At 55.2% G+C, this 21,372-nt stretch carries 17 protein-coding genes; 12 read left to right on the top strand and 5 right to left on the bottom strand.

Annotation, left to right across the window (positions count from 1 at the left end):
* Positions 1-33: 33 nt before the first annotated feature.
* The 4 genes from pflA to ycaO form a co-directional block, all read right to left on the bottom strand.
* A complete protein-coding gene (pflA, locus tag RT657_RS03445; protein WP_313652506.1) occupies positions 34-774 on the bottom strand; it encodes a pyruvate formate lyase 1-activating protein in 741 nt (246 codons plus the stop codon).
* Positions 775-936: 162 nt separating this feature from the next.
* Positions 937-3,219, bottom strand: coding sequence for a formate C-acetyltransferase (pflB, locus tag RT657_RS03440; RefSeq protein ID WP_313652504.1), 2,283 nt, complete (start codon positions 3,217-3,219; stop codon positions 937-939).
* A gap of 71 nt (positions 3,220-3,290) precedes the next feature.
* Positions 3,291-4,151, bottom strand: a complete 861-nt coding sequence (gene focA / locus RT657_RS03435) for a formate transporter FocA (protein ID WP_313652503.1) — start codon at positions 4,149-4,151, stop codon at positions 3,291-3,293.
* A gap of 375 nt (positions 4,152-4,526) precedes the next feature.
* Positions 4,527-6,290, bottom strand: a complete 1,764-nt coding sequence (gene ycaO, locus RT657_RS03430) for a 30S ribosomal protein S12 methylthiotransferase accessory factor YcaO (protein WP_313652502.1) — start codon at positions 6,288-6,290, stop codon at positions 4,527-4,529.
* A gap of 312 nt (positions 6,291-6,602) precedes the next feature.
* On the opposite strand from ycaO, the gene serC reads away from it, so the two are divergent.
* The 12 genes from serC (at position 6,603) to RT657_RS03370 (ending at position 20,601) form a co-directional block, all read left to right on the top strand.
* Positions 6,603-7,688 (top strand): 3-phosphoserine/phosphohydroxythreonine transaminase, encoded by a 1,086-nt coding sequence (gene serC, locus RT657_RS03425; RefSeq protein ID WP_313652501.1) that lies wholly within the window; start codon positions 6,603-6,605, stop codon positions 7,686-7,688.
* 82 nt (positions 7,689-7,770) lie between these two features.
* The gene (aroA, locus tag RT657_RS03420) at positions 7,771-9,057 is read left to right on the top strand and encodes a 3-phosphoshikimate 1-carboxyvinyltransferase (RefSeq protein ID WP_313652500.1); all 1,287 of its coding nucleotides are present in this window, start codon (positions 7,771-7,773) and stop codon (positions 9,055-9,057) included.
* A gap of 197 nt (positions 9,058-9,254) precedes the next feature.
* On the top strand, positions 9,255-9,941 hold the full coding sequence (gene cmk, locus RT657_RS03415; protein WP_313652499.1) for a (d)CMP kinase: 687 nt from the start codon (positions 9,255-9,257) through the stop codon (positions 9,939-9,941).
* Positions 9,942-10,049: 108 nt separating this feature from the next.
* Positions 10,050-11,723: a 30S ribosomal protein S1 gene (rpsA, locus tag RT657_RS03410; RefSeq protein ID WP_313652498.1), complete on the top strand. Its 1,674-nt coding sequence runs from the start codon at positions 10,050-10,052 to the stop codon at positions 11,721-11,723.
* An 82-nt stretch (positions 11,724-11,805) separates the two neighbouring features.
* Positions 11,806-12,090, top strand: coding sequence for an integration host factor subunit beta (gene ihfB / locus RT657_RS03405; RefSeq protein WP_003849360.1), 285 nt, complete (start codon positions 11,806-11,808; stop codon positions 12,088-12,090).
* Positions 12,091-12,294: 204 nt separating this feature from the next.
* Complete coding sequence (locus tag RT657_RS03400; protein WP_313652496.1) at positions 12,295-14,550, top strand: DNA internalization-related competence protein ComEC/Rec2; 2,256 nt, start codon at positions 12,295-12,297, stop codon at positions 14,548-14,550.
* A 34-nt stretch (positions 14,551-14,584) separates the two neighbouring features.
* The gene (msbA, locus tag RT657_RS03395) at positions 14,585-16,333 is read left to right on the top strand and encodes a lipid A ABC transporter ATP-binding protein/permease MsbA (RefSeq protein WP_313652495.1); all 1,749 of its coding nucleotides are present in this window, start codon (positions 14,585-14,587) and stop codon (positions 16,331-16,333) included.
* On the top strand, positions 16,330-17,316 hold the full coding sequence (gene lpxK, locus RT657_RS03390) for a tetraacyldisaccharide 4'-kinase (RefSeq protein WP_313652494.1): 987 nt from the start codon (positions 16,330-16,332) through the stop codon (positions 17,314-17,316). Before msbA ends, lpxK begins: the two co-directional genes overlap by 4 nt.
* Before the next feature lie 39 nt (positions 17,317-17,355).
* Positions 17,356-18,570, top strand: coding sequence for a winged helix-turn-helix domain-containing protein (locus RT657_RS03385; protein WP_313652493.1), 1,215 nt, complete (start codon positions 17,356-17,358; stop codon positions 18,568-18,570).
* Between the two features lie 102 nt (positions 18,571-18,672).
* Positions 18,673-18,855: a Trm112 family protein gene (locus RT657_RS03380; protein ID WP_009091101.1), complete on the top strand. Its 183-nt coding sequence runs from the start codon at positions 18,673-18,675 to the stop codon at positions 18,853-18,855.
* Positions 18,852-19,601, top strand: coding sequence for a 3-deoxy-manno-octulosonate cytidylyltransferase (kdsB, locus tag RT657_RS03375; protein WP_313652491.1), 750 nt, complete (start codon positions 18,852-18,854; stop codon positions 19,599-19,601). The genes RT657_RS03380 and kdsB overlap by 4 nt, the downstream gene beginning before the upstream one ends.
* A 106-nt stretch (positions 19,602-19,707) precedes the next feature.
* On the top strand, positions 19,708-20,601 hold the full coding sequence (locus tag RT657_RS03370; protein WP_313652490.1) for a hypothetical protein: 894 nt from the start codon (positions 19,708-19,710) through the stop codon (positions 20,599-20,601).
* Here RT657_RS03370 and elyC read toward each other — a convergent pair.
* Positions 20,581-21,366 (bottom strand): envelope biogenesis factor ElyC, encoded by a 786-nt coding sequence (gene elyC, locus RT657_RS03365; RefSeq protein ID WP_313652488.1) that lies wholly within the window; start codon positions 21,364-21,366, stop codon positions 20,581-20,583. The two genes, RT657_RS03370 and elyC, sit on opposite strands and share 21 nt — an antisense overlap.
* Positions 21,367-21,372 lie beyond the last annotated feature (6 nt).

Raw genomic sequence — 21,372 nt, 5'->3', positions numbered from 1 at the left:
GGAGCACAGGCTCCCTTTTTGCTGTTATCACATTTAATACATTACTTCATGGCCGTAACTGGCAAGAATGTTTTTCACCCGTTCCATTGTCTCTTTGGTGGGCGGTTTGACGCCCTCCAGTTTGTACGCTTCACCCATCGCGATCCATTTGTGTTTACCCAGCTCGTGGTAGGGCAGCAGCTCAATCTTCTCCACGTTCTCCATGTCCCGTGTAAACTCACCCAGCCGGTGCGCCGTGTCATCATCATCGGAGTAGCCGGGCACCACGACAAACCGGATCCAGGTGCGTTTTCCCTTCTTCTGCAGGTAACGGGCAAAGTCCAGCGTCCGGTGGTTGGATACGCCAACCAGAATCTGATGGACTTCATCATTCATCTGTTTCAGATCGAGCATCACCAAATCCGTTACGTCGAGCAGCTCATCGATCACCGGATCGTAACGGCGGACAAACCCGTTTGTGTCGAGACAGGTATGGATGCCTTCTGCTTTGCAGGCGCGGAACCAGTCGCGGACGAATTCAGCCTGAAGAATCGCTTCGCCTCCTGATGCCGTTACGCCGCCGCCCGAAGCGTTCATAAAGTGGCGATAGGAGAGCACATCAGCCATCAGCGCGTCGACGCTGATCTCTTTGCCGCCGTGGGTATCCCAGGTATCGCGATTGTGGCAGTAGAGGCAGCGCATCAGACAGCCCTGAAAGAAAGTGATGAAACGGATGCCGGGACCATCAACGGTTCCGCAGGATTCAAATGAGTGGATACGACCGTTAACTGACATTGCGATGTTTTCTCCAGTAAGTCTGCCGGGACAGACGGCGCAATCTCTGTTGCGCTCAGGGCAGGAAATCGGTTCTGGCAGGCACCCTGACAGGATGACGACCAGAACAGACTTTTGAGTAAAAGGCTCCGCGAGGAGCCTTTTTATTACTCAGAACGGCGATTACAGGGATTGTGTGAAGGTACGTGTAATCACATCCTGCTGCTGCTCTTTGGTCAGCGAGTTAAAGCGTACCGCGTAACCAGAGACGCGAATGGTCAGCTGCGGATATTTTTCCGGATGCGCCATCGCGTCCAGCAGCATGTCACGGTTCATAACGTTGACATTAAGGTGCTGACCGCCTTCGATACTGGCTTCGTGATGGAAATAGCCATCCATCAGACCAGCAAGATTGGTTTTACGCACGTTATCATCTTTACCCAGTGCGTTTGGCACGATGGAGAAGGTATAGGAGATACCATCTTTCGCGTAAGCAAACGGCAGTCTGGCAACGGATGTCAGCGAGGCAACGGCACCTTTCTGGTCGCGGCCATGCATCGGGTTGGCACCCGGGCCAAACGGCGCCCCTGCGCGGCGTCCATCCGGTGTGTTACCGGTTTTCTTACCGTAAACCACGTTAGAGGTAATGGTCAGAACAGACTGTGTTGGGACGGCATTACGATAGGTGGCCAGCTGCTGAATTTTCTTCATGAAGCGTTCAACCAGATCGCAGGCCAGGTCATCCACCCGGGGGTCGTTGTTACCGAACTGCGGATATTCGCCTTCAATATTAAAGTCGATAGCCAGACCATCTTCATCACGCACCGGTTTCACCCGGGCATATTTAATGGCAGAGAGTGAGTCGGCAGCCACGGAAAGCCCGGCGATACCACAGGCCATGGTGCGGTAGACATCGCGATCGTGTAAGGCCATCAGTGCCGCTTCATAGCTGTATTTATCATGCATGTAGTGAATGATATTCAGTGAGGTTACATACTGTTTGGCCAGCCAGTCCATGAAGTGGTCCATACGCGCCATGACGGTATCAAAATCCAGCACGTCGTCGCTGATTTTGTCACCTTTCGGTCCAACCTGCATTTTCAGCTTCTCATCCACGCCGCCGTTAATGGCGTAAAGCAGCGTTTTCGCCAGGTTGGCACGGGCGCCAAAGAACTGCATCTGTTTGCCGACCACCATCGGGCTCACGCAGCAGGCGATGGCATAGTCATCGTTATCAAAATCAGGACGCATCAGGTCATCGTTCTCATACTGCAGGGATGAGGTGTCGATAGAGACTTTAGCGGCATATTTTTTGAAATTAACCGGCAGTTTTTCTGACCACAGAATGGTCATGTTCGGCTCAGGTGAAGGACCCATGGTGTAGAGGGTGTTCAGGAAGCGGAACGTACTTTTTGATACCAGGGTTCGGCCATCGACGCCCATACCGGCCAGGGATTCTGTCGCCCAGATAGGATCGCCGGAGAACAGCTCATCATATTCCGGTGTACGCAGGAAACGTACCATGCGCAGCTTCATGACCAGATGGTCAATCAGTTCCTGTGCCTGCTCTTCAGTCAGTTTACCGGCTTTGAGGTCACGTTCGATGTAAACATCGAGGAAGGTCGAGACGCGGCCAAAAGACATCGCCGCACCGTTCTGTGATTTCACGGCGGCCAGGTAGCCATAGTAAGTCCACTGCACCGCTTCTGTCGCATTGGTCGCCGGGCCGGAAATATCATGGCCATATTTCGCCGCCATCTCTTTGATCTGCGCCAGCGCACGATGCTGATCGGCGATCTCTTCACGCAGACGGATAGTAGCTTCCAGGTTCACGCCATTCTCTAAATCCTGCTGCAGTGAGGTGAACTGAGCGAATTTATCGGCCATCAGGAAGTCGATGCCGTATAACGCTACACGACGATAGTCGCCGATAATACGGCCACGGCCATAGGCGTCAGGCAGACCGGTCAGGATACCCGATTTACGGCAGCGCAGAATATCAGGGGTGTAGACATCGAATACGCCCTGATTGTGGGTTTTGCGGTATTCGGTGAAGATTTTTTTCAGTGAAGGATCGAGTTCACGGCCATAGACTTTGCAGGAACCTTCAACCATCTTGATGCCACCGAAAGGAATGATGGCACGTTTTAATGGCGCTTCAGTCTGCAGACCAACGATTTTTTCCAGTGACTTATTGATATAACCGGCGTCGTGGGACGTGATGGTTGAGGCGAGGTCGGTGTCGAAGTCGACAGGGGCGTGGGTGCGGTTCTCAATTTTGATGCCTTCCAGCACGCTTTCCCACAGTCGGGTGGTCGCTTCGGTCGCGCCCGCCAGAAATGATTCATCACCTTCATAAGGGGTGTAGTTTTTCTGAATGAAGTCGCGCACGTTGACGCTATTCTGCCATTCGCCTTCAGCAAATCCTTCCCATGCTGAAGCCAGTTTTGCATTAAGTTCGGTCATAATATACCTGCCTTATATGAGGAGACTTTACGGTCAGGCACAGCTCTGATGCTGTGCCGTCAGATTCAGAATCAGTGTGTCTGGCTTCCTTTGCGCAGATAGATAACCCAGTAGGTCAGCCCGACCAGCACGCCGCCGCCGATGATGTTACCGAGCGTCACAGGGATCAGGTTGTCGAGAATAAAGTGACTGACGGTAAGCGATGGAAACTGGGCTGCCGACGAGCCCACACTCTGCCAGAATGCCGGTGTCGCGAAGTCGCGGAGCGTAATGGCGTAAGGGATAAGAAACATATTGGCAATACTGTGTTCGAACCCACTGGCGACAAACATCCCAACAGGCAGAATCATTACGACCAGCTTATCGGTCAGTGTACGGCCTGAATAACTCATCCAGACGGCGAGGCAGACCAGCAAATTAGCCAGCGTGCCCAGACATACCGCTTCCAGAAAAGTGTGATGCATCTTGTGATCGGCGGTCTCCAGCACGTTCAGACCCCATGCGCCGTTTGCCACTGTATGCTGACCGGCGAACCACATCAGGGCCATAAAGAAGAGGGCGCCTGCCAGATTACCGGCGTAGACGTTGATCCAGTTGCGGGCCAGCTGTCCCCAGCTGATGCGTCCGCTGGCTTTAGCAACGACAATTAGCACTGTGGAGGTAAAGAGATCGGCACCGCAAACCACCACCAGCATCAGGCCAAGGGAGAAACAGACACCCCCAATCAGTCTGGTCAGGCCGTAGGGCATCGCACCGCTGCCGGTGGTCGCCGTAATGTAAAAAACGAACGCAATTGAGATAAATACGCCAGCGTTAATCGCCAGAAAGAAAGTGGTAAAGGGAGATTTGGTGGCTTTATAAACACCGGCCTCTTCGGCGACTTTCGCCATTGCGGCAGGTAATAAAAGATTAAAAGGGTTGTCAGTTTTCACACTAACTTACTCCTGAACTGGTCTGAAAAAATGGTAACAAAGGCGCAGATGGCGGGGGTTGATATAGATCATATTTGCCAGAACGATTGGCAGCGGGTATCGGGTGATTAAGAGATAATTTCTCTATAAGATATTGAAATTCATTAATTAAATAAATTTTAAAAATACAAAAAATATTTTAATCGCTGAGGGGATGCATTTTTTTAAAGGCGGGCATCGGGAGTAAACCGATAGAATGTTAAATCAAAGGATGCAATGTAATAGAAAAGGATTTTAATGCAGCGAATATTTTATCTGAACATGGGGCGGGAATGATGGCACCAGAAAAATCCAGTGCCACAAAGTACGGATGGTGTGAAATTATCCCGTCGGATGTTACACGTTTTTCCAGAACTGACGCTTAGCCGCTTGCAGTTTTTCGTAGGCAGCAAGCAGGGACTGATGCGCCGGGAATGCCTGCAGCGTTTCATCTACGGGCTGGAGGCCATAGAATGGACTCTCACCACTGATAGCGGCTGAAGCCGCCTCCATCGCACTCTCGCCATACATTCGCAGGAAAGCATGATGATACTGCACCGGATCGCGCTCATCTTCCATTGCCAGTAACAACAGTGTCTGCAGGCAACGATAGTAGTTTGCCCGCTCTGGCGTAAAGATTGAGCTGTTGAACTCCATTGTCCATTCAGTCCAGATCAGTGCCTGATCCAGATCGCCGCCCGCCAGTGCCAGCATGGCTTTTAACTCGCCCACGCGCAGCGTATACCAGCCATTGTCTTTTCCGGTGGCCAGACCCAGCAGCTCACGAACACGTGTGAAGTCATCAAAGCCTTCATCGTCGAGCTGGCCGATCAGGTCCAGATACTCTTCCGGATTCCAGTTGCTGTCAGGCAGGGAGAGCAGGGTTTCACGGATGCCTGCGCCCATGCTGTTGTTCGCCAGGACGAGATCTTCCGCCGGATAGATGTCGGACATGCCCGGTACGATAATGCGGCAGGCGTATACGCCCAGATGCTCGTAGTCGGCAATGTAGACGTCCTGATCTTCGGCGGCAAAGATCGCCATCAGTGTGGCAAATTCCTGTTCGGTGCTGCCCGCAAATGACCAGTCAACAAAGTCATAATCAGCCGTCTCTTTAAACAGATCCCAGGAGATCAGACCGCTTGAATCGATGAAATGCGTTTCGAGATTGGCATGTTCAGCGACTTCCTCGTCGTCAAAGGTCGGTGGCGTAAAGACATCCAGATCTTTGAGGCTGCGGCCCTGCAGCAGTTCCGTCACGGTACGCTCCAGTGCCACACCGAAGTCCGGGTGCGCACCAAAGGAGGCAAAGCAGGTGCCATTGGCAGGATTGAACAGCACCACGCAGATAACCGGGTATTTACCGCCAAGTGAGGCGTCATAGGCAAAAATCGGGAAGCCTTCTGCTTCCAGACGTGCAATCGCTTCTGTCACATCAGGATAGCGTTGCATGACGGTATCAGGAATCGCAGGCAGGCTGATGGCTTCAGCAATAATGCGATTTTTAATATAACGCTCGAACACTTCAGACAGGCCCTGAACGCGCGCTTCATTCGCCGTGTTGCCTGCCGACATGCCGTTTGAAACGTAGAGATTGCCGATAATGTTCATCGGAATGTAAACCGTCTGCTGGTCAGACTGACGGGTAAAGGGCAGGGCGCAGATCCCGCGCTCGGTATGACCGGACTGCAGGTCGATCAGGCCGGACGCCGTCAGCGCCTGGTCAGGATCGTAAAACGCACGCAGGCGCGGGTCCAGAATCCCTTCAGGCAGTGACTCATCGTCAGGGACTGCAAACCATTTTTCATTGGGATAGTGCACGAAATCGCCGCTGGCGATCTCTTTGCCCAGCCAGAAGTCAGCAAAAAAGTAGTTAGTTGAGAGACGCTCAAAGTATTCGCCCAGCGCAGACGCCAGCGCTGCTTTTTTGCTGGCCCCTTTACCGTTGGTAAAACAGAGCGGGCAATCGCGGTCGCGGATATGCACTGACCAGACATGGGGAACAGGATTAAGCCAGGAAGCTTCTTCAATATTAAAGCCAAGATCCTGCAGCTTGTTCTGGAAACGCGCAATGGAGTCTTCCAGTGCGGCATCTTTGCCCGGGATAAATGTTTGCGTCATTGTGGCGCTCTCTCAGTTGTCATAGGGTGCGTAAAGCGCGCCATGATACGGACTTTGCTGACCGACCGCTATCAGGGCAGATAATTTTACCGGCGTAGTTTTCATCAGACCGGTACGCCAGCCAGATGCAGATGGGTGAGACCGGATGAAACCTCACAAAATTCCGTGCCGATTTGCATTGGTAACATAACCTCCGGCTGGCCGGATTCAGAAAATGTGACCGCGCCCTGATTTATGATTGCAGCTATCAGATTGCAGTGATAAAACCGGATGATTATTCATAACCGTTCGATATGACAGTGGTGAGGGGAAATGACGCAAGTTTATAATTTTAGCTCTGGCCCGGCGATGCTCCCGGTTGAAGTCCTTCGTCGTGCAGAACAGGAACTGACGAACTGGCGCGGTCTGGGTACCTCTGTAATGGAGATCAGTCACCGCAGCAAAGAGTTTATCCAGGTGGCTGAAGAAGCCGAGCAGGACTTCCGTGATCTGCTAAAAATACCGTCCAATTACAAAGTTTTATTCTGTCATGGCGGCGCGCGTGCGCAGTTTGCCGCTGTGCCGGGTAACCTGCTGGGAAGTGCGACCAGCGCCGACTACGTTGATGGCGGTTACTGGGCCCATAGTGCAATTAAAGAAGCGGAAAAATATTGCTCTCCACGCACGCTGGATGTCAAAACTACCCGCGATGGCAAACGTGCCATTCTGCCAATGCGCGAGTGGGCAATCAGTGAAGACTCCGCTTACCTGCATTTCTGCCCGAACGAAACCATTGATGGCATCGCTATTGATGAGCAGCCCGATTTTGGCAGCAAAACGGTTGTCGCTGACTTCTCCTCGACCATTCTGTCACGCCCTGTCGACGTCAGCCGCTATGGCGTCATCTATGCAGGTGCGCAGAAAAACGTGGGGCCAGCCGGATTAACACTGGTGATCGTGCGTGAAGACCTGTTAGGTCAGGCGCATGCCTCTGTGCCTTCCATTCTTGATTACAAAGTGCTGGCCGATAACGACTCGATGTTTAACACCCCGCCAACCTTTGCATGGTATCTCTCCGGGCTGGTGTTTAAATGGCTGAAAGAGAAGGGGGGTGTGGCCGAAATTGATCGCATCAACCAGGCAAAATCTGACCTGCTGTACGGCGTCATCGACCACAGTGGCTTCTATCGCAATGATGTGGCAACAGAGAACCGTTCCCGCATGAATATTCCTTTCCAGCTGGCTGATGCTTCCCTGGATGCGCGCTTCCTGGAAGAGTCGTTCAAGGCGGGTCTGCATGCACTGAAAGGGCACCGTGTTGTAGGCGGAATGCGTGCTTCTATTTATAATGCGATGCCGCTTGAAGGCGTAAAAGCACTGACTGATTTCATGGTCGATTTTGAACGCCGTCACGGCTGATTATTAAGCTCTCAGCAATTATGCTGATGCCAGACCTCGTTATATAGCGAGGTCTCTGTATTTTTTGAGGATTTCGTTTCACATGCAGGACTCCCTGACTCTCCAGCCCATTGCCCGCGTCAATGGCACCGTAAATCTGCCAGGCTCAAAGAGCGTTTCCAATCGTGCTTTGCTGCTGGCTGCGCTGGCTAAAGGCACCACGCGTCTCACCAACTTACTCGACAGCGATGATGTCAGGCACATGCTGAATGCGCTGACCGCGCTGGGCGTGAGCTATACGCTTTCCAGCGATCGCACGGTGTGTGAAGTCACCGGTAACGCCGGGCCGTTGCATGCTGCGCAGCCGCTGTCACTGTTCCTTGGCAATGCCGGCACCGCGATGCGTCCGCTGGCTGCGGCGCTCTGCCTGGGCGAGCACGATCTGGAGCTGACAGGCGAACCGCGCATGAAAGAGCGTCCTATCGGACATCTGGTTGATGCACTGCGTCAGGGCGGCGCGACTATTGAGTACCTGGAAAACGAAAACTATCCGCCGCTGCGTTTACGGGGTGGTTTCACCGGCGGTGACGTTAGCGTGGACGGCAGTGTTTCCAGCCAGTTCCTGACCGCACTGCTGATGACTGCACCGCTGGCGCAGCAGGATACCTGCATCACGATTAAAGGCGATCTGGTTTCCAAACCTTACATCGACATCACCCTGAACCTGATGCAGTGCTTCGGCGTCGCTGTGGAAAATCAGAACTACCAGCGCTTCCTGATTAAGGGACAGCAGCAGTATCAGTCGCCGGGTGACTATCTGGTTGAAGGCGATGCCTCTTCCGCCTCCTATTTTCTGGCGGCTGCCGCTATCAAAGGCGGCACGGTTAGGGTCACCGGGATTGGTCGCCAGAGTGTGCAGGGCGATATCCGGTTCGCAGACGTGCTGGAAAAGATGGGCGCAACCGTCGAGTGGGGCGATGATTACATTGCCTGCACAGCAGGAAAGCTGCAGGCGATCGATATGGACATGAACCATATTCCGGATGCCGCCATGACTATTGCCACCACGGCTCTGTTTGCCGAGGGGACGACCCAGCTCCGTAACATTTATAACTGGCGGGTAAAAGAGACCGACCGCCTGAGCGCCATGGCCACTGAGCTGCGCAAAGTCGGCGCAGAGGTTGAAGAGGGACATGACTACATTCGTATCACGCCGCCCGCTACGCTGATCCATGCTGATATCGGCACCTATAACGATCACCGTATGGCAATGTGTTTTTCTCTGGTTGCACTCTCTGATACGCCGGTGACTATTCTGGATCCGGGTTGTACCGCAAAAACGTTCCCGGACTATTTTGTTCAACTGGCCAAAATCAGCCAGCCTGCCTGATCCCTCCTCTCCGGTGCGATTTCGCACCGGATATCCCCGGTTTAATCTGGCTGCAATGACGCAAAGATCCTCTGATTTAACTAAGATTTCGAACCCTGTCAGTGCGAAAGGGTAACCAAGCCGTGCTATGCAGCGTATAATGCTATGCATTATTGGTGACCAGATGGTCATAAGGCACGCAGCAACAGGAGGGAATAATGACAGTAACTGCCCCGGTCATAACTATTGATGGGCCTAGTGGAGCGGGAAAAGGAACCCTGTGCAAAGCCATGGCGGAATCGCTGCAGTGGCATCTGCTGGACTCCGGTGCGATTTACCGCGTGCTGGCGTTAGCTGCACTGCATCATCAGGTAGATATTGAGTCTGAAGAAGCACTGGTGCCGATTGCAGCGCATCTTGATGTGCGTTTCTTATCACAAAACGGTGAAATGCAGGTCATTCTTGAAGGTGAAGATGTTACCGGTGAAATCCGCACGCAGGAGGTAAGTAATACTGCTTCCCGCGTAGCCGCTTTTCCGCGGGTGCGTGAAGCACTGTTGCGCCGCCAGCGCGGTTTCCGCGAAATGCCGGGCCTGATTGCTGACGGTCGTGATATGGGCACCGTCGTTTTTCCGGATGCGCCGGTGAAAATTTTCCTTGATGCCAGTCCGGAAGAGCGTGCTCAGCGCCGTATGCTACAGTTGCAGGATAATGGCTTTAATGTTAACTTTGACCGCCTTTTAGCCGAGATAAAAGAACGCGACGACCGCGATCGCAACCGCGCAATTGCGCCTTTAGTTGCTGCTGACGATGCCCTGGTGCTGGACTCTACCGAAATGTCTATCGACCAGGTCATTGAAAAAGCACTACATTATGCCCGCGAAAAGCTGGGCATTCCGGCTTAACTGAATTTATCACCCCGTACCACGGATCCGGTGTAGGGCATGTGAAACAACCCCATCCGACATGAAGTCAGATGGACGTTAAATTGAAGAATCCTGAAGATTATCAATATGACTGAATCTTTTGCTCAACTATTTGAAGAATCCTTAAAATCAATCGAAACCCGCCCGGGTTCTATCGTTCGTGGCATCGTCGTTTCTATCGACAAAGATGTCGTTCTGGTTGATGCGGGTCTGAAATCTGAATCTGCAATTCCTGCAGAGCAGTTCAAGAACGCAGCCGGCGAACTGGAAATCCAGGTTGGCGACGAAGTTGATGTTGCTCTGGATGCAGTGGAAGACGGCTTCGGTGAAACCCTGCTGTCCCGTGAGAAAGCTAAGCGCCATGAAGCATGGATCACGCTGGAGAAAGCTTACGAAGACGCTGAAACTGTTACCGGTGTTATCAACGGCAAAGTTAAAGGCGGCTTCACAGTTGAGCTCAACGGTATCCGTGCGTTCCTGCCAGGTTCACTGGTAGATGTGCGCCCGGTGCGCGATACGCTGCACCTGGAAGGCAAAGAGCTTGAGTTCAAAGTAATCAAGCTGGATCAGAAACGCAACAACGTCGTGGTTTCACGTCGTGCGGTTATCGAATCCGAAAACAGCGCAGAGCGCGATCAGCTGCTGGAAAACCTGCAGGAAGGCATGGAAGTTAAAGGTATCGTTAAGAACCTCACTGACTACGGTGCATTCGTCGATCTGGGCGGCGTTGATGGCCTGCTGCACATCACTGACATGGCGTGGAAGCGCGTTAAGCATCCTAGCGAAATCGTCAACGTGGGCGACGAAATCACCGTTAAGGTGCTGAAGTTCGACCGCGAGCGTACCCGTGTTTCTCTGGGTCTGAAGCAGCTGGGCGAAGATCCATGGGTTGCTATCGCTAAACGCTATCCGGAAGGCACCCGCCTGACCGGCCGTGTGACCAACCTGACTGATTACGGCTGCTTCGTAGAAATCGAAGAAGGCGTTGAAGGTCTGGTACACGTTTCTGAAATGGATTGGACCAACAAAAACATCCATCCGTCTAAAGTTGTCAACGTAGGCGATGTGGTTGAAGTTATGGTTCTGGACATCGACGAAGAGCGTCGTCGTATCTCCCTGGGTCTGAAGCAGTGCAAATCTAACCCATGGCAGCTGTTCGCTGAGACGCACAACAAAGGCGATCGCGTTGAAGGTAAAATCAAGTCAATCACTGACTTCGGTATCTTCATCGGCCTGGACGGCGGCATCGACGGTCTGGTTCACCTGTCTGACATCTCCTGGAACGCGACCGGCGAAGAAGCCGTTCGTGAGTACAAAAAAGGCGACGAAATCGCTGCCGTTGTACTGCAGGTCGATGCAGAGCGTGAGCGTATCTCTCTGGGCGTTAAACAGCTGGCAGAAGATCCGTTCAACAACTACATCACTCTGAACAAGAAAGGTGCCATCGTCACCGGTAAAGTGACTGCAGTTGACGCTAAAGGTGCTACAGTTGAATTAGCAGACGGCGTTGAGGGTTACCTGCGCGCGTCTGAAGCTTCACTGGATCGCATTGAAGATGCCACTCTGGTTCTGAACGTTGGCGACGACGTTGAAGCTAAGTTCACCGGCGTAGATCGCAAAAACCGTGTCGTAAGCCTGTCTGTCCGTGCGAAAGACCAGGCTGACGAGAAAGAAGCCATCAATACTGTTAACACCAAACAGGAAGAAGGCAATTTCTCCAGCGCCATGGCTGAAGCATTCAAAGCGGCTAAAGGCGAGTAATCGACCTGAAGCACCGGGTGGGCAACCACCCGGTTTCGGTAAAAGCTGTCATTCATTCCAACAGGGATAAACCGGAGGTTACATGACCAAGTCAGAACTGATTGAAAGACTGGCGGGACAGCATACTCATATACCGGCGAAAGTCGTTGAGGATGCAGTAAAAGAGATGCTTGAGCACATGGCCACTACGCTGGCACAGGGCGAACGTATCGAAATCCGGGGATTCGGCAGCTTTTCTTTGCACTATCGCGCTCCGCGTACTGGACGTAACCCGAAAACGGGTGACAAAGTGGATCTGGAAGGGAAATACGTTCCCCACTTTAAACCAGGCAAAGAGCTGCGCGATCGCGCAAATATCTACGGCTAAGCTGATACCGAACCAGATAAACGACATCTCCGGATGTCGTTTTTTTTTGCCTGCCATTCACGCGTCGGCCTGAGATCCATCACACTGTCATCTGCGGGGTAATGCCACATTTTTTTTGCGAGGCATCCCGAACCTGTTCAATCCTCTCCTGTTTCTTTTTCGCCCTTTGCTCAGAATAGCCGGACTAAATGACGGGACGCGATTATGCTGACATGGACTGTTCTGGCGCGACTGGCAATCATTGCCACACTACCTTTACTGCTGATGCCCCAGCTGCCTTCAGGCGCAGTGACAGGATGTCTGCTGCTTGCCGGCCTGCTTCTGCAGCACAGCGAATATCCTTACGTCCGTCTGGTCGCTATCACACTGCTGCTGCTGGCGTGGGTCTGCAACGATGCCCGCCTGATGGTGCGGGATATTGAACAGCTCTCCGCACGACCTGCAGCCTTCACTGTTCAAATCAGTGAGGTTCGCGGGGAGCGAAAACAGATGCGGGTTCGTCTGTTAACCCGGCAGGACAGGATGATCTTTCCGCCTCGCTTTGCCTGGATTGGGTTCGACGCTGACCCGGAGATGTACTGCCCAGGTCAGCGCTGGACGATGCAGCTCCGTCTCCGTCCGGTTCATGCCCGTCTCAATGAGGGCGATTTCGATGCGCAGCGTTTTGCCCTGGCGAATACTACGCCGCTACAGGGCCATATCCTCAGTCAGAGTGCGGAGGACAGGCGTTGCGATGCCCGCTGGCAGTTTATTCTGAAACAGCGTGAGAGAAACCGCGCAATGTCTACCCGGGCCACGCTCGAAGCGCTGGCGTTTGGCATCAGGGATGAGATGAGTCCCCGGATACGTCAGCTACTGCGGGACACCGGCACCGCACATCTGATGGCGATATCCGGCATGCACATCGCACTGGCCGCCAGCACCGGCTGGCTGATGGCGCGTGGCGTGCAATTTATTCTGCCTGGCCGCGCTGTCAGCTACCTTTTTCCTCTCATCGTCAGCTGGCTTTTTGCGGCCCTCTACACCTGGCTTTCCGGTGCGCAGCCTCCCGCAGCACGTTCGCTGCTGGCCCTGACGCTGTGGGCAGCCACCCGGTTTGCCGGTATACAGCTGAACAGCTGGCAGGTCTGGACGTTCTGTGGTGCGCTGCTGCTGGTGACGGATCCATTAACCGTGCTTTCTGACAGCTTCTGGCTATCGTTCCTGGCGGTCGGCATGCTGCTGGTCTGGTACCACTGGTTTCCACTACCGGTGGCGTTCCGTTATCAGCGGCGCTGGATCCCCTTACAGCTGCTGCATCTGCAGGCAGGCATGATGATTTTAATGGTGCCATTACAGGTGGCGATTTTTAACGGCATCAGCCTTACCGCACTGCTGGCAAATATTGTCGCGATTCCGGTCGTCTCATTTCTGACCATGCCGCTGGTCACGCTCGCCATGCTGTTGCCGATCACCGCGCTGTCGGCCTTCTTCTGGCAGGCAGCCGATCTCTCGCTGCGCGCGCTGTTGTATTGTCTGACGCTGCTGCCCGCCGGATGGTGGCCACTGGATGACACGACCTGGTTTTCCGTTATGGTATGGGGCGGTCTGATTCTCTGGCGTACGCAGCTCTTCTTCGCTTTGCCGTTCAGCAGTTGTGCGCTGGCGCTGGCGATGATACTGAACCGCCAGCCCTCGCCAGAACAGGGCTGGCGAATTGATATGCTGGATATCGGCCACGGTCTCAGCGTGGTGATCAGCCAGGGTAGTGAGGCGATAATGTATGATACCGGACCACGCTGGCAGCACGATGATGCAGGTAGCCGGATTATCATTCCATGGCTGGAGCGCAGGCAGTTACAGTTAAAACAGATCATTCTGAGTCATAAGCATCTGGATCATACCGGTGGACTGGCAGCCATCACGCAACGCTGGCCAGCAGTGCCGGTCAGAAGCGCGTTGGGAGTAAAGGCGCATCTGCCCTGTGTACGCGGGACAGAGTGGCGCTGGCAGCAGCTCAGCTTCCGGGTAGTCTGGCCGCTGACGGCGCCTGTGCCGGGGGATAACAATGACTCCTGTGTCATTATCGTTGATGATGGTCGGGTCCGGCTGATGCTGACCGGGGATATCGAAGCGAAAGCGGAACGTCAGCTGGTAGCGCTGGAGAAGCAGGCGTTAAAGATCGATATCCTGCAGGTACCGCATCATGGCAGCCGGACTTCATCAACCTCGCTGCTGCTGCGCAGGGCGGCAGGTCATACCGCTATCGCCTCTCTGGCACGTTACAATGCCTGGCGAATGCCGGCGAAAAGCGTGCTGGAAAACTACCGGATAGCCGGGTTTCGCTGGCTGGATACAGGGCAGTCAGGACAAATCACGCTGCGGATAACACAGGGCAGGGTGCAGGTTTCTGGCCTGCGTGAGCAATTAATGCCCCGCTGGTATCATCAGTGGTTTGGCGTCAAACGCGAATCCAGGTAGAATGGCCGGCTATTTCCAACAGCGTGAATAAATAATGCATCAAGATAAAGATCTCTCTACGTGGCAGACGTTTCGCCGACTCTGGCCGATGATCGCGCCTAATAAAGCGGGATTAATTGTGGCCTCAGTCGCCCTGATTATTAATGCTGCGGGCGACGCCTTAATGCTCTCCCTGTTGAAACCGTTGCTGGACGACGGCTTTGGTAAAGCTGACCGTTCAGTGATGCTGTGGATGCCGTTAGTGGTCATTGGCCTGATGCTGGTGCGCGGCGTAACCAGTTATGTCTCCAGCTACTGCATCTCCTGGGTTTCTGGCAATGTTGTGATGAACATCCGTCGTCGGCTGTTCAGCCACATGATGGGCATGCCGGTGTCATTTTTTGATCAGCAGTCGACCGGTACCCTGCTGTCGCGCATTACGTACGACTCTGAGCAGGTCGCCTCTTCCTCTTCCGGCGCACTGGTCACCGTGGTGCGCGAAGGGGCCTCCATCATTGGTCTGTTTATCATGATGTTCTACTACAGCTGGCAGCTGTCGTTGATCCTGATTGTACTGGCCCCCATCGTCTCCTTTGCGATCCGTACCGTCTCTAAACGCTTCCGCTCAATCAGCAAAAGCATGCAGAACACCATGGGGCAGGTCACGACCAGCGCCGAGCAGATGCTGAAAGGGCATAAAGAGGTACTGATCTTTGGCGGGCAGGAAATTGAGACGGAACGTTTTTCCCGCGTCAGTAACCGTATGCGTCAGCAGGGGATGAAGCTGGTTTCGGCCTCCTCCATCTCCGATCCGGTTATTCAGCTGATTGCTTCGCTGGCCCTGGCGTTTGTCCTCTATGCCGCCAGCTTCCCCAGCGTCATGGATACCCTGACCGCCGGTACGATCACCGTCGTCTTCTCCTCAATGATTGCGCTGATGCGACCGCTGAAATCCCTGACCAACGTCAATGCTCAGTTCCAGCGTGGCATGGCGGCCTGTCAGACCCTGTTCTCTATTCTGGACAGCGAGCAGGAAGCGGATAACGGTACACGCGAAATAACCCGCGCAAAAGGGGATATCGAATTCCGGGATGTGACCTTCACCTACCCGGGTCGTGACATCCCGGCGCTGCGTCATATCAATCTGTCGCTGCCAGCCGGCAAGACGGTGGCGCTGGTGGGACGTTCCGGTTCCGGTAAATCGACGATGGCAAGCCTGCTCACCCGTTTTTACGACATTCAGGAAGGTGAAATCCTTCTGGATGGTCACGATCTGCGTGAGTACACTCTCCGTTCGCTGCGTAATCAGGTCGCGCTGGTGTCGCAGAATGTGCATCTCTTCAACGATACCATCGCCAATAACATCGCTTATGCGCGCAGTGAGCAATACAGTCGTGAAGAGATTGAGCGGGCGGCCACCATGGCACATGCGATGGACTTCATCAATAAGATGGATAAAGGCCTGGACACCGTGATCGGTGAGAATGGCGTTCTGTTGTCCGGTGGGCAGCGTCAGCGTATTGCGATTGCTCGTGCGCTGCTGCGTGATTGCCCTATCCTGATCCTCGATGAAGCGACCTCTGCCCTGGATACCGAGTCGGAACGCGCTATCCAGTCGGCGCTGGACGAGTTGCAGAAGAACCGGACCTCGCTGGTGATTGCGCACCGGCTCTCTACGATTGAAAAAGCGGATGAGATTGTCGTCATCGAAGAGGGTCAGATTGTGGAACGCGGAACGCATCAGGCGCTGCTGGAAGAGCGCGGTGCCTATGCCCAGCTGCATAAGATGCAATTCGGCCAATGATTGAACGCATCTGGAGCGGGCGCTCACCACTGTGGCTGCTGCTGTGGCCCTTCAGCCTGCTGTATGGGGCGGTCACGGCGCTGATACGCCTGAGTTACCGGCGTGGCTGGCGTAAAAGCTGGCGCGCGCCGCTACCGGTGGTGGTGGTCGGAAATTTAACGGCGGGCGGTAATGGTAAAACGCCGGTCGTGATCTGGCTGGTCGATGCGTTGCAACAGCGCGGTTTGCGGGTGGGCGTCGTCTCAAGAGGCTATGGCGGCAAGGCGGAACGCTATCCTTTGCGGGTTACCGCGCAGACCAGCACGGAACAGGCCGGTGATGAACCGGTGCTGATTGCTAAGCGCACCGCAGCCCCGGTTGCGGTTGCGCCGAAACGGCGACAGGCGATAGAAGCCTTACTGGCCCAGGGCCCGCTGGATGTGATCATCACGGACGATGGCCTGCAGCATTATGCGCTGCAGCGCGATCGGGAAATTGTGGTGGTGGATGGCGTGCGCCGCTTCGGAAACGGCTGGTGGTTGCCTGCCGGTCCGATGCGCGAACGGGCTGACCGGCTGCATCAGGTCGATGCCGTGATCGTCAACGGCGGCGAAGCCCAGCCTGGCGAGATCGCCATGCAGCTCCAGCCCGGCCTGGCGACCAACCTGCTCACCGGTGAAACCCGCCCGCCTGAACAGCTGGGTGAGGTTGTGGCAATGGCCGGCATCGGCCATCCTCCCCGTTTTTTCACCACGCTGAAACAGCAGGGCATCACGCCAGTGGCTGAGATCGCCTTTGCCGATCATCACGCCTACAGTAAAGAAGAGCTGACCCGACTGCTTCAGGCCAGTCAGCAGTTACTGATGACCGAAAAAGATGCGGTGAAATGCCGCGACTTTGCTCAGCCTGCGTGGTGGTATCTGCCGGTTGATGCCCGTCTGACCGGCCACGCTGTTACACCGCTGCTGGACGATATCGAGCAACTCTGCCGCCGTCCGTCCTGAAAGCGGCACACAATCAGGTGAAACCTGATAAGGAAGAGAATGAACACGCCCCATTCACTTTCATTACAACAGGTACGTCATCTTCATCTTGCCGCACAGGGCCTGCTGCGAGCCCCGGCAAAACGCGCGGTTTATCAGGATCTGCTTGACTGTATCTCCCGCATGTCGCTGCTGCAAATCGACTCCATTCACGTCGTGGCCCGCAGTCCTTATCTGGTTCTGTTCAGTCGTCTGGGTCACTATCCTCAGATCTGGCTCGAGCAGGCGCTGGCCCAGGGCGAAATTTTTGAGTACTGGGCACATGAAGCCTGCTTTATTCCGCGAGCTGATTACAGGCTGCTCCGACATCGCATGCTGTCGCCGGAACGGCTGGGCTGGAAATATAACGCGCAGTGGGTCGCTGAACATCAGCAGGAGATAGTGGAATTACTGCAACTGATACGGGAAAACGGCCCGGTGCGCGCCGCCGATTTTACCCCTTCCGTTAAGACACCCTCGGGCTGGTGGGCATGGAAACCTCACAAACGCCATCTGGAAAATCTGTTCAGCGCCGGTGAGCTGATGGTCGCTGAACGCCGTAATTTCCAGCGCGTTTACGATCTGCGCAGCCGCGTGATGCCAGAGTGGCAGGATGCGCAGCATGGCATCAGCGAGGCGGAAGCCACCCGCCAGATGCTGCTGAACAGCGCCCGCAGCTTAGGCGTTTTCCGCGCGGCCTGGCTGGCCGACTACTATCGTCTGAAGCGGGCGCCCGTGAACGCCTTTGTTGCGAAGGCCGAAGCGGCGGGCGATCTGATCGCCGTTCATTCTGAAGCGTTGGGCGCGATGTGGCTGCATCGTGACCTTTTGCCGCTGCTGGAGACACCTCTTCAGGCCACGCACAGCGCGCTGCTGTCGCCGTTTGATCCGGTGGTGTGGGATCGCAAACGCGCGCTGGAACTGTTCGGCTTTGACTACCGTATCGAATGTTACACCCCGGCGGAAAAGCGCAAATTTGGCTATTTCGTGTTGCCCATCCTTCATCGCGGCGAGATAAAAGGGCGGCTCGATGCCCGCATGCTGCGGCAGGCCAGACAGCTGGAGATTAAAAACATCTGGCTCGAAGAGGGGACCCGCGTCACGGCGCGTTTCGTCACCGACATCCGGCGCGCCATCGAACGCTTTGCGGCCTGGCAGGGAGCAGAGAGCGTCACTCTCCTGCAGGCACCCGATTCACTCAGGGATCAATGGCCCGCGCACTGGACGCTGACGTGATTGATGTTACGGCTGACCGCCGAAGACGTTTTACCCCATCCCGCCTGCGTCACGCTATGGTATGCTTGACCCCTCAAGCATTCGCTTCCTGACGGAGGATATATGGATCATCGTTTACTCGAAATCGTGGCCTGCCCGGTTTGTAATGGCAAACTCTACTTTAACAATGCTCAGCAGGAGCTCATCTGTAAACCTGACGGCCTGGCTTTCCCGGTCAGAGAGGGTATTCCGGTGCTGCTGGAAACGGAAGCGCGCACGCTCTCTGTTGAAGAGATTCATCCATGAGTTTCACCGCCATCATCCCGGCGCGTTATGCCTCAACCCGCCTGCCCGGAAAGCCCCTGCTCGATATTCACGGTAAGCCGATGGTCGTGCATGTGATGGAGCGTGCCCGCGAATCGGGTGCCAGCCGGGTCATTATTGCTACCGATCATCCTGACGTGGCGCTGGCGGTGGAAGCGGCAGGCGGCGAAGTCTGCATGACGCGCGTCGATCACCAGTCCGGCACGGAGCGGCTGGCAGAAGTGGTCGAAAAATATCAGTTTGCCGACGATGAAATCATCGTCAACGTGCAGGGCGATGAGCCCATGATCCCGGCTGAGATTGTGCGTCAGGTGGCCACGAATCTGGCAGGATCGTTAGCCGGAATGGCGACGCTGGCCGTGCCCATCACCGATGCCGACGAGGCCTTTAATCCGAATGCGGTAAAGGTCGTGATGGATGAGAAAGGTTACGCACTTTACTTCTCACGGGCGACCATACCCTGGGATCGTGAGCGTTATGCCAGCTCGCGCGACCTGATCGGCGATACCCTGCTGCGTCACATTGGCATCTACGCCTATCGTGCTGGTTTTATCCGGCGCTACGTCGCCTGGGCACCCTGTCCTCTGGAGCAGATTGAGCTGCTGGAGCAGTTGCGTGTGCTGTGGTACGGCGAGAAAATTCACGTTGCCGTAGCGAAAGCGATCCCCAGCGTTGGCGTCGATACGCCAGAGGATTTACAACGCGTCCGCAAGGCGATGCTCGCCTGAAAAAAATCGGGGAGCCTGTCTCCCCGCTTCAGCGTAAATTTGATCCGCCGCTAAACGCCCGGACTTCCTTCAGGATAGTGTGATCTTCATCTGAGGAGGATGCCCTATGGAACAGCTCAAATCGGAACTCACGCTGGCGCTGGGTGAAACCATCAGCCGCCTCGAAATCATCAGCGAACATCCGCCGACCCGGCTTTATGCGCTCTACGATCGGGAAGGGCGACCGATGCCTGTGGTGGCCCGATATTTTCGTCATCAGGGCCGGGCAGCGATGGAAGCCAGAAAGCTGACGTTGCTGGGTCAGGGCGGACTGATCGCCGTGCCTGCTGTCTATGGTCTGGTGATGAGTCAGCACCCTCCCGCGCATGAAATGTTGCTGCTGGCACGACTGAATGGCGTGACGGCGGAGGCCCCTGCGCGGGATGCCGGACGCTGGAATCAGTTCTGCGGACAGGTGGTCGAAGGGCTGCTGGCCTGGCACCGGCTCGACAGTCACGGCCTGGTGGGAACGGTCGACAGCACCCAGCAGAATCGCTGGCCCGCCTGGTACGCGCAGCGGGTGGAGGTGTTATGGGCCACACTGGGCTACCTGCGACCGCCAGCCTTTACGCTGGACGATCGGCAGGTGCTGTTTCGCTGCCGGGCGCGGCTGGCGCATCTGTTCCGCGACTTCGACGATCCCTGTGTGATGGTTCACGGTAATGTGCGGCTGCAGAGTATGCTGAAAAACAGCCGCAGCGATCAGCTGATTGCGATGACGCAGCCGGGCACGATTCTCTGGGCCCCACGTGAATACGATCTGATTCACCTGAACGGTTCGCCCGCAGAAACAGAGCTGCTGCGCGCTTATCTGCAGCGGGCACCGGTTTCCGAGGGGTTTCTCTGGCGGCGATGGGTCTACCAGCTCTGGGACTGCATCGATCAGCTGGTTCAGACCGGCCTTTTCAACCGGGCCCGTTTTGATCACGCGCGGGCGCAGCTACTGCCCTGGCTCGGCTGAGCTGACGTTCCCGCCCCTGAGCCGCTGCAGCACTGTACCCAGCGTTTCATAGATGGCCCGTTCACTGTGACTCAGCCAGATTGAAGAGGGGATAGCCCGTTCCCATCCATTTAGGGGAGAGGTGATCGCCAGCTGATTCGCGGGCGCGGCGATCGGTTTCAGCCCGACCGCGTGGAAAAAGCGAATGGCGCGCGGCAGATGGTTTGCGGAGGTGACCAGCAGGAAGGGATGTTCGCCCACAACCTCTTTCACCGCCAGAGCTTCTTCCGACGTGTCGCGCGGCCGATCGAGAATCTGAATATGTTCACGGGTGACGCCCAGACTCTCCGCTACCTGCGCGGCTACCCAGGCGCTGCTTCTGGGGTTGGAGCCTCCGGCCGCGCCGGTAAAAATCAGAGTGGCCTGTGGATTCCGCTGCCACTGGCGGATGCCCTCCGCCACGCGCGGCAGGCTGTTATTAAGCAGGTTTGAGCTCGGTGCCCAGTCCGGATTAAATGTATAACCGCCGCCCAGTACCACAATGTAATCTACTTTCTCCGTGCCGTTCCAGGTCGGATAGCGGCTGTCCAGCGGCAGCAGCAGACGATCGGCCAGCGGTTGCAGGCTCAGCAGCAGCAGAAGCAGCCAGCTGACAGAGATCACGCTTTTGCCGCTTTTCTGCCATTCAGTAAACCAAAGCAGTAAAATGCCCAGCGCCATCAGCGAAAGCAGCAGCGGCAAGGGCAAAAGCAGCCCGCCAATGACTTTTTTCAGGGTAAATAACATTAAAAA

Source organism: Pantoea sp. (genome assembly GCF_032114055.1).
Classification (GTDB): domain Bacteria; phylum Pseudomonadota; class Gammaproteobacteria; order Enterobacterales; family Enterobacteriaceae; genus Pantoea.
The sequence above is the reverse complement of the archived record's forward strand: the minus strand, read 5'-3'. Positions and strand labels throughout refer to the sequence as shown.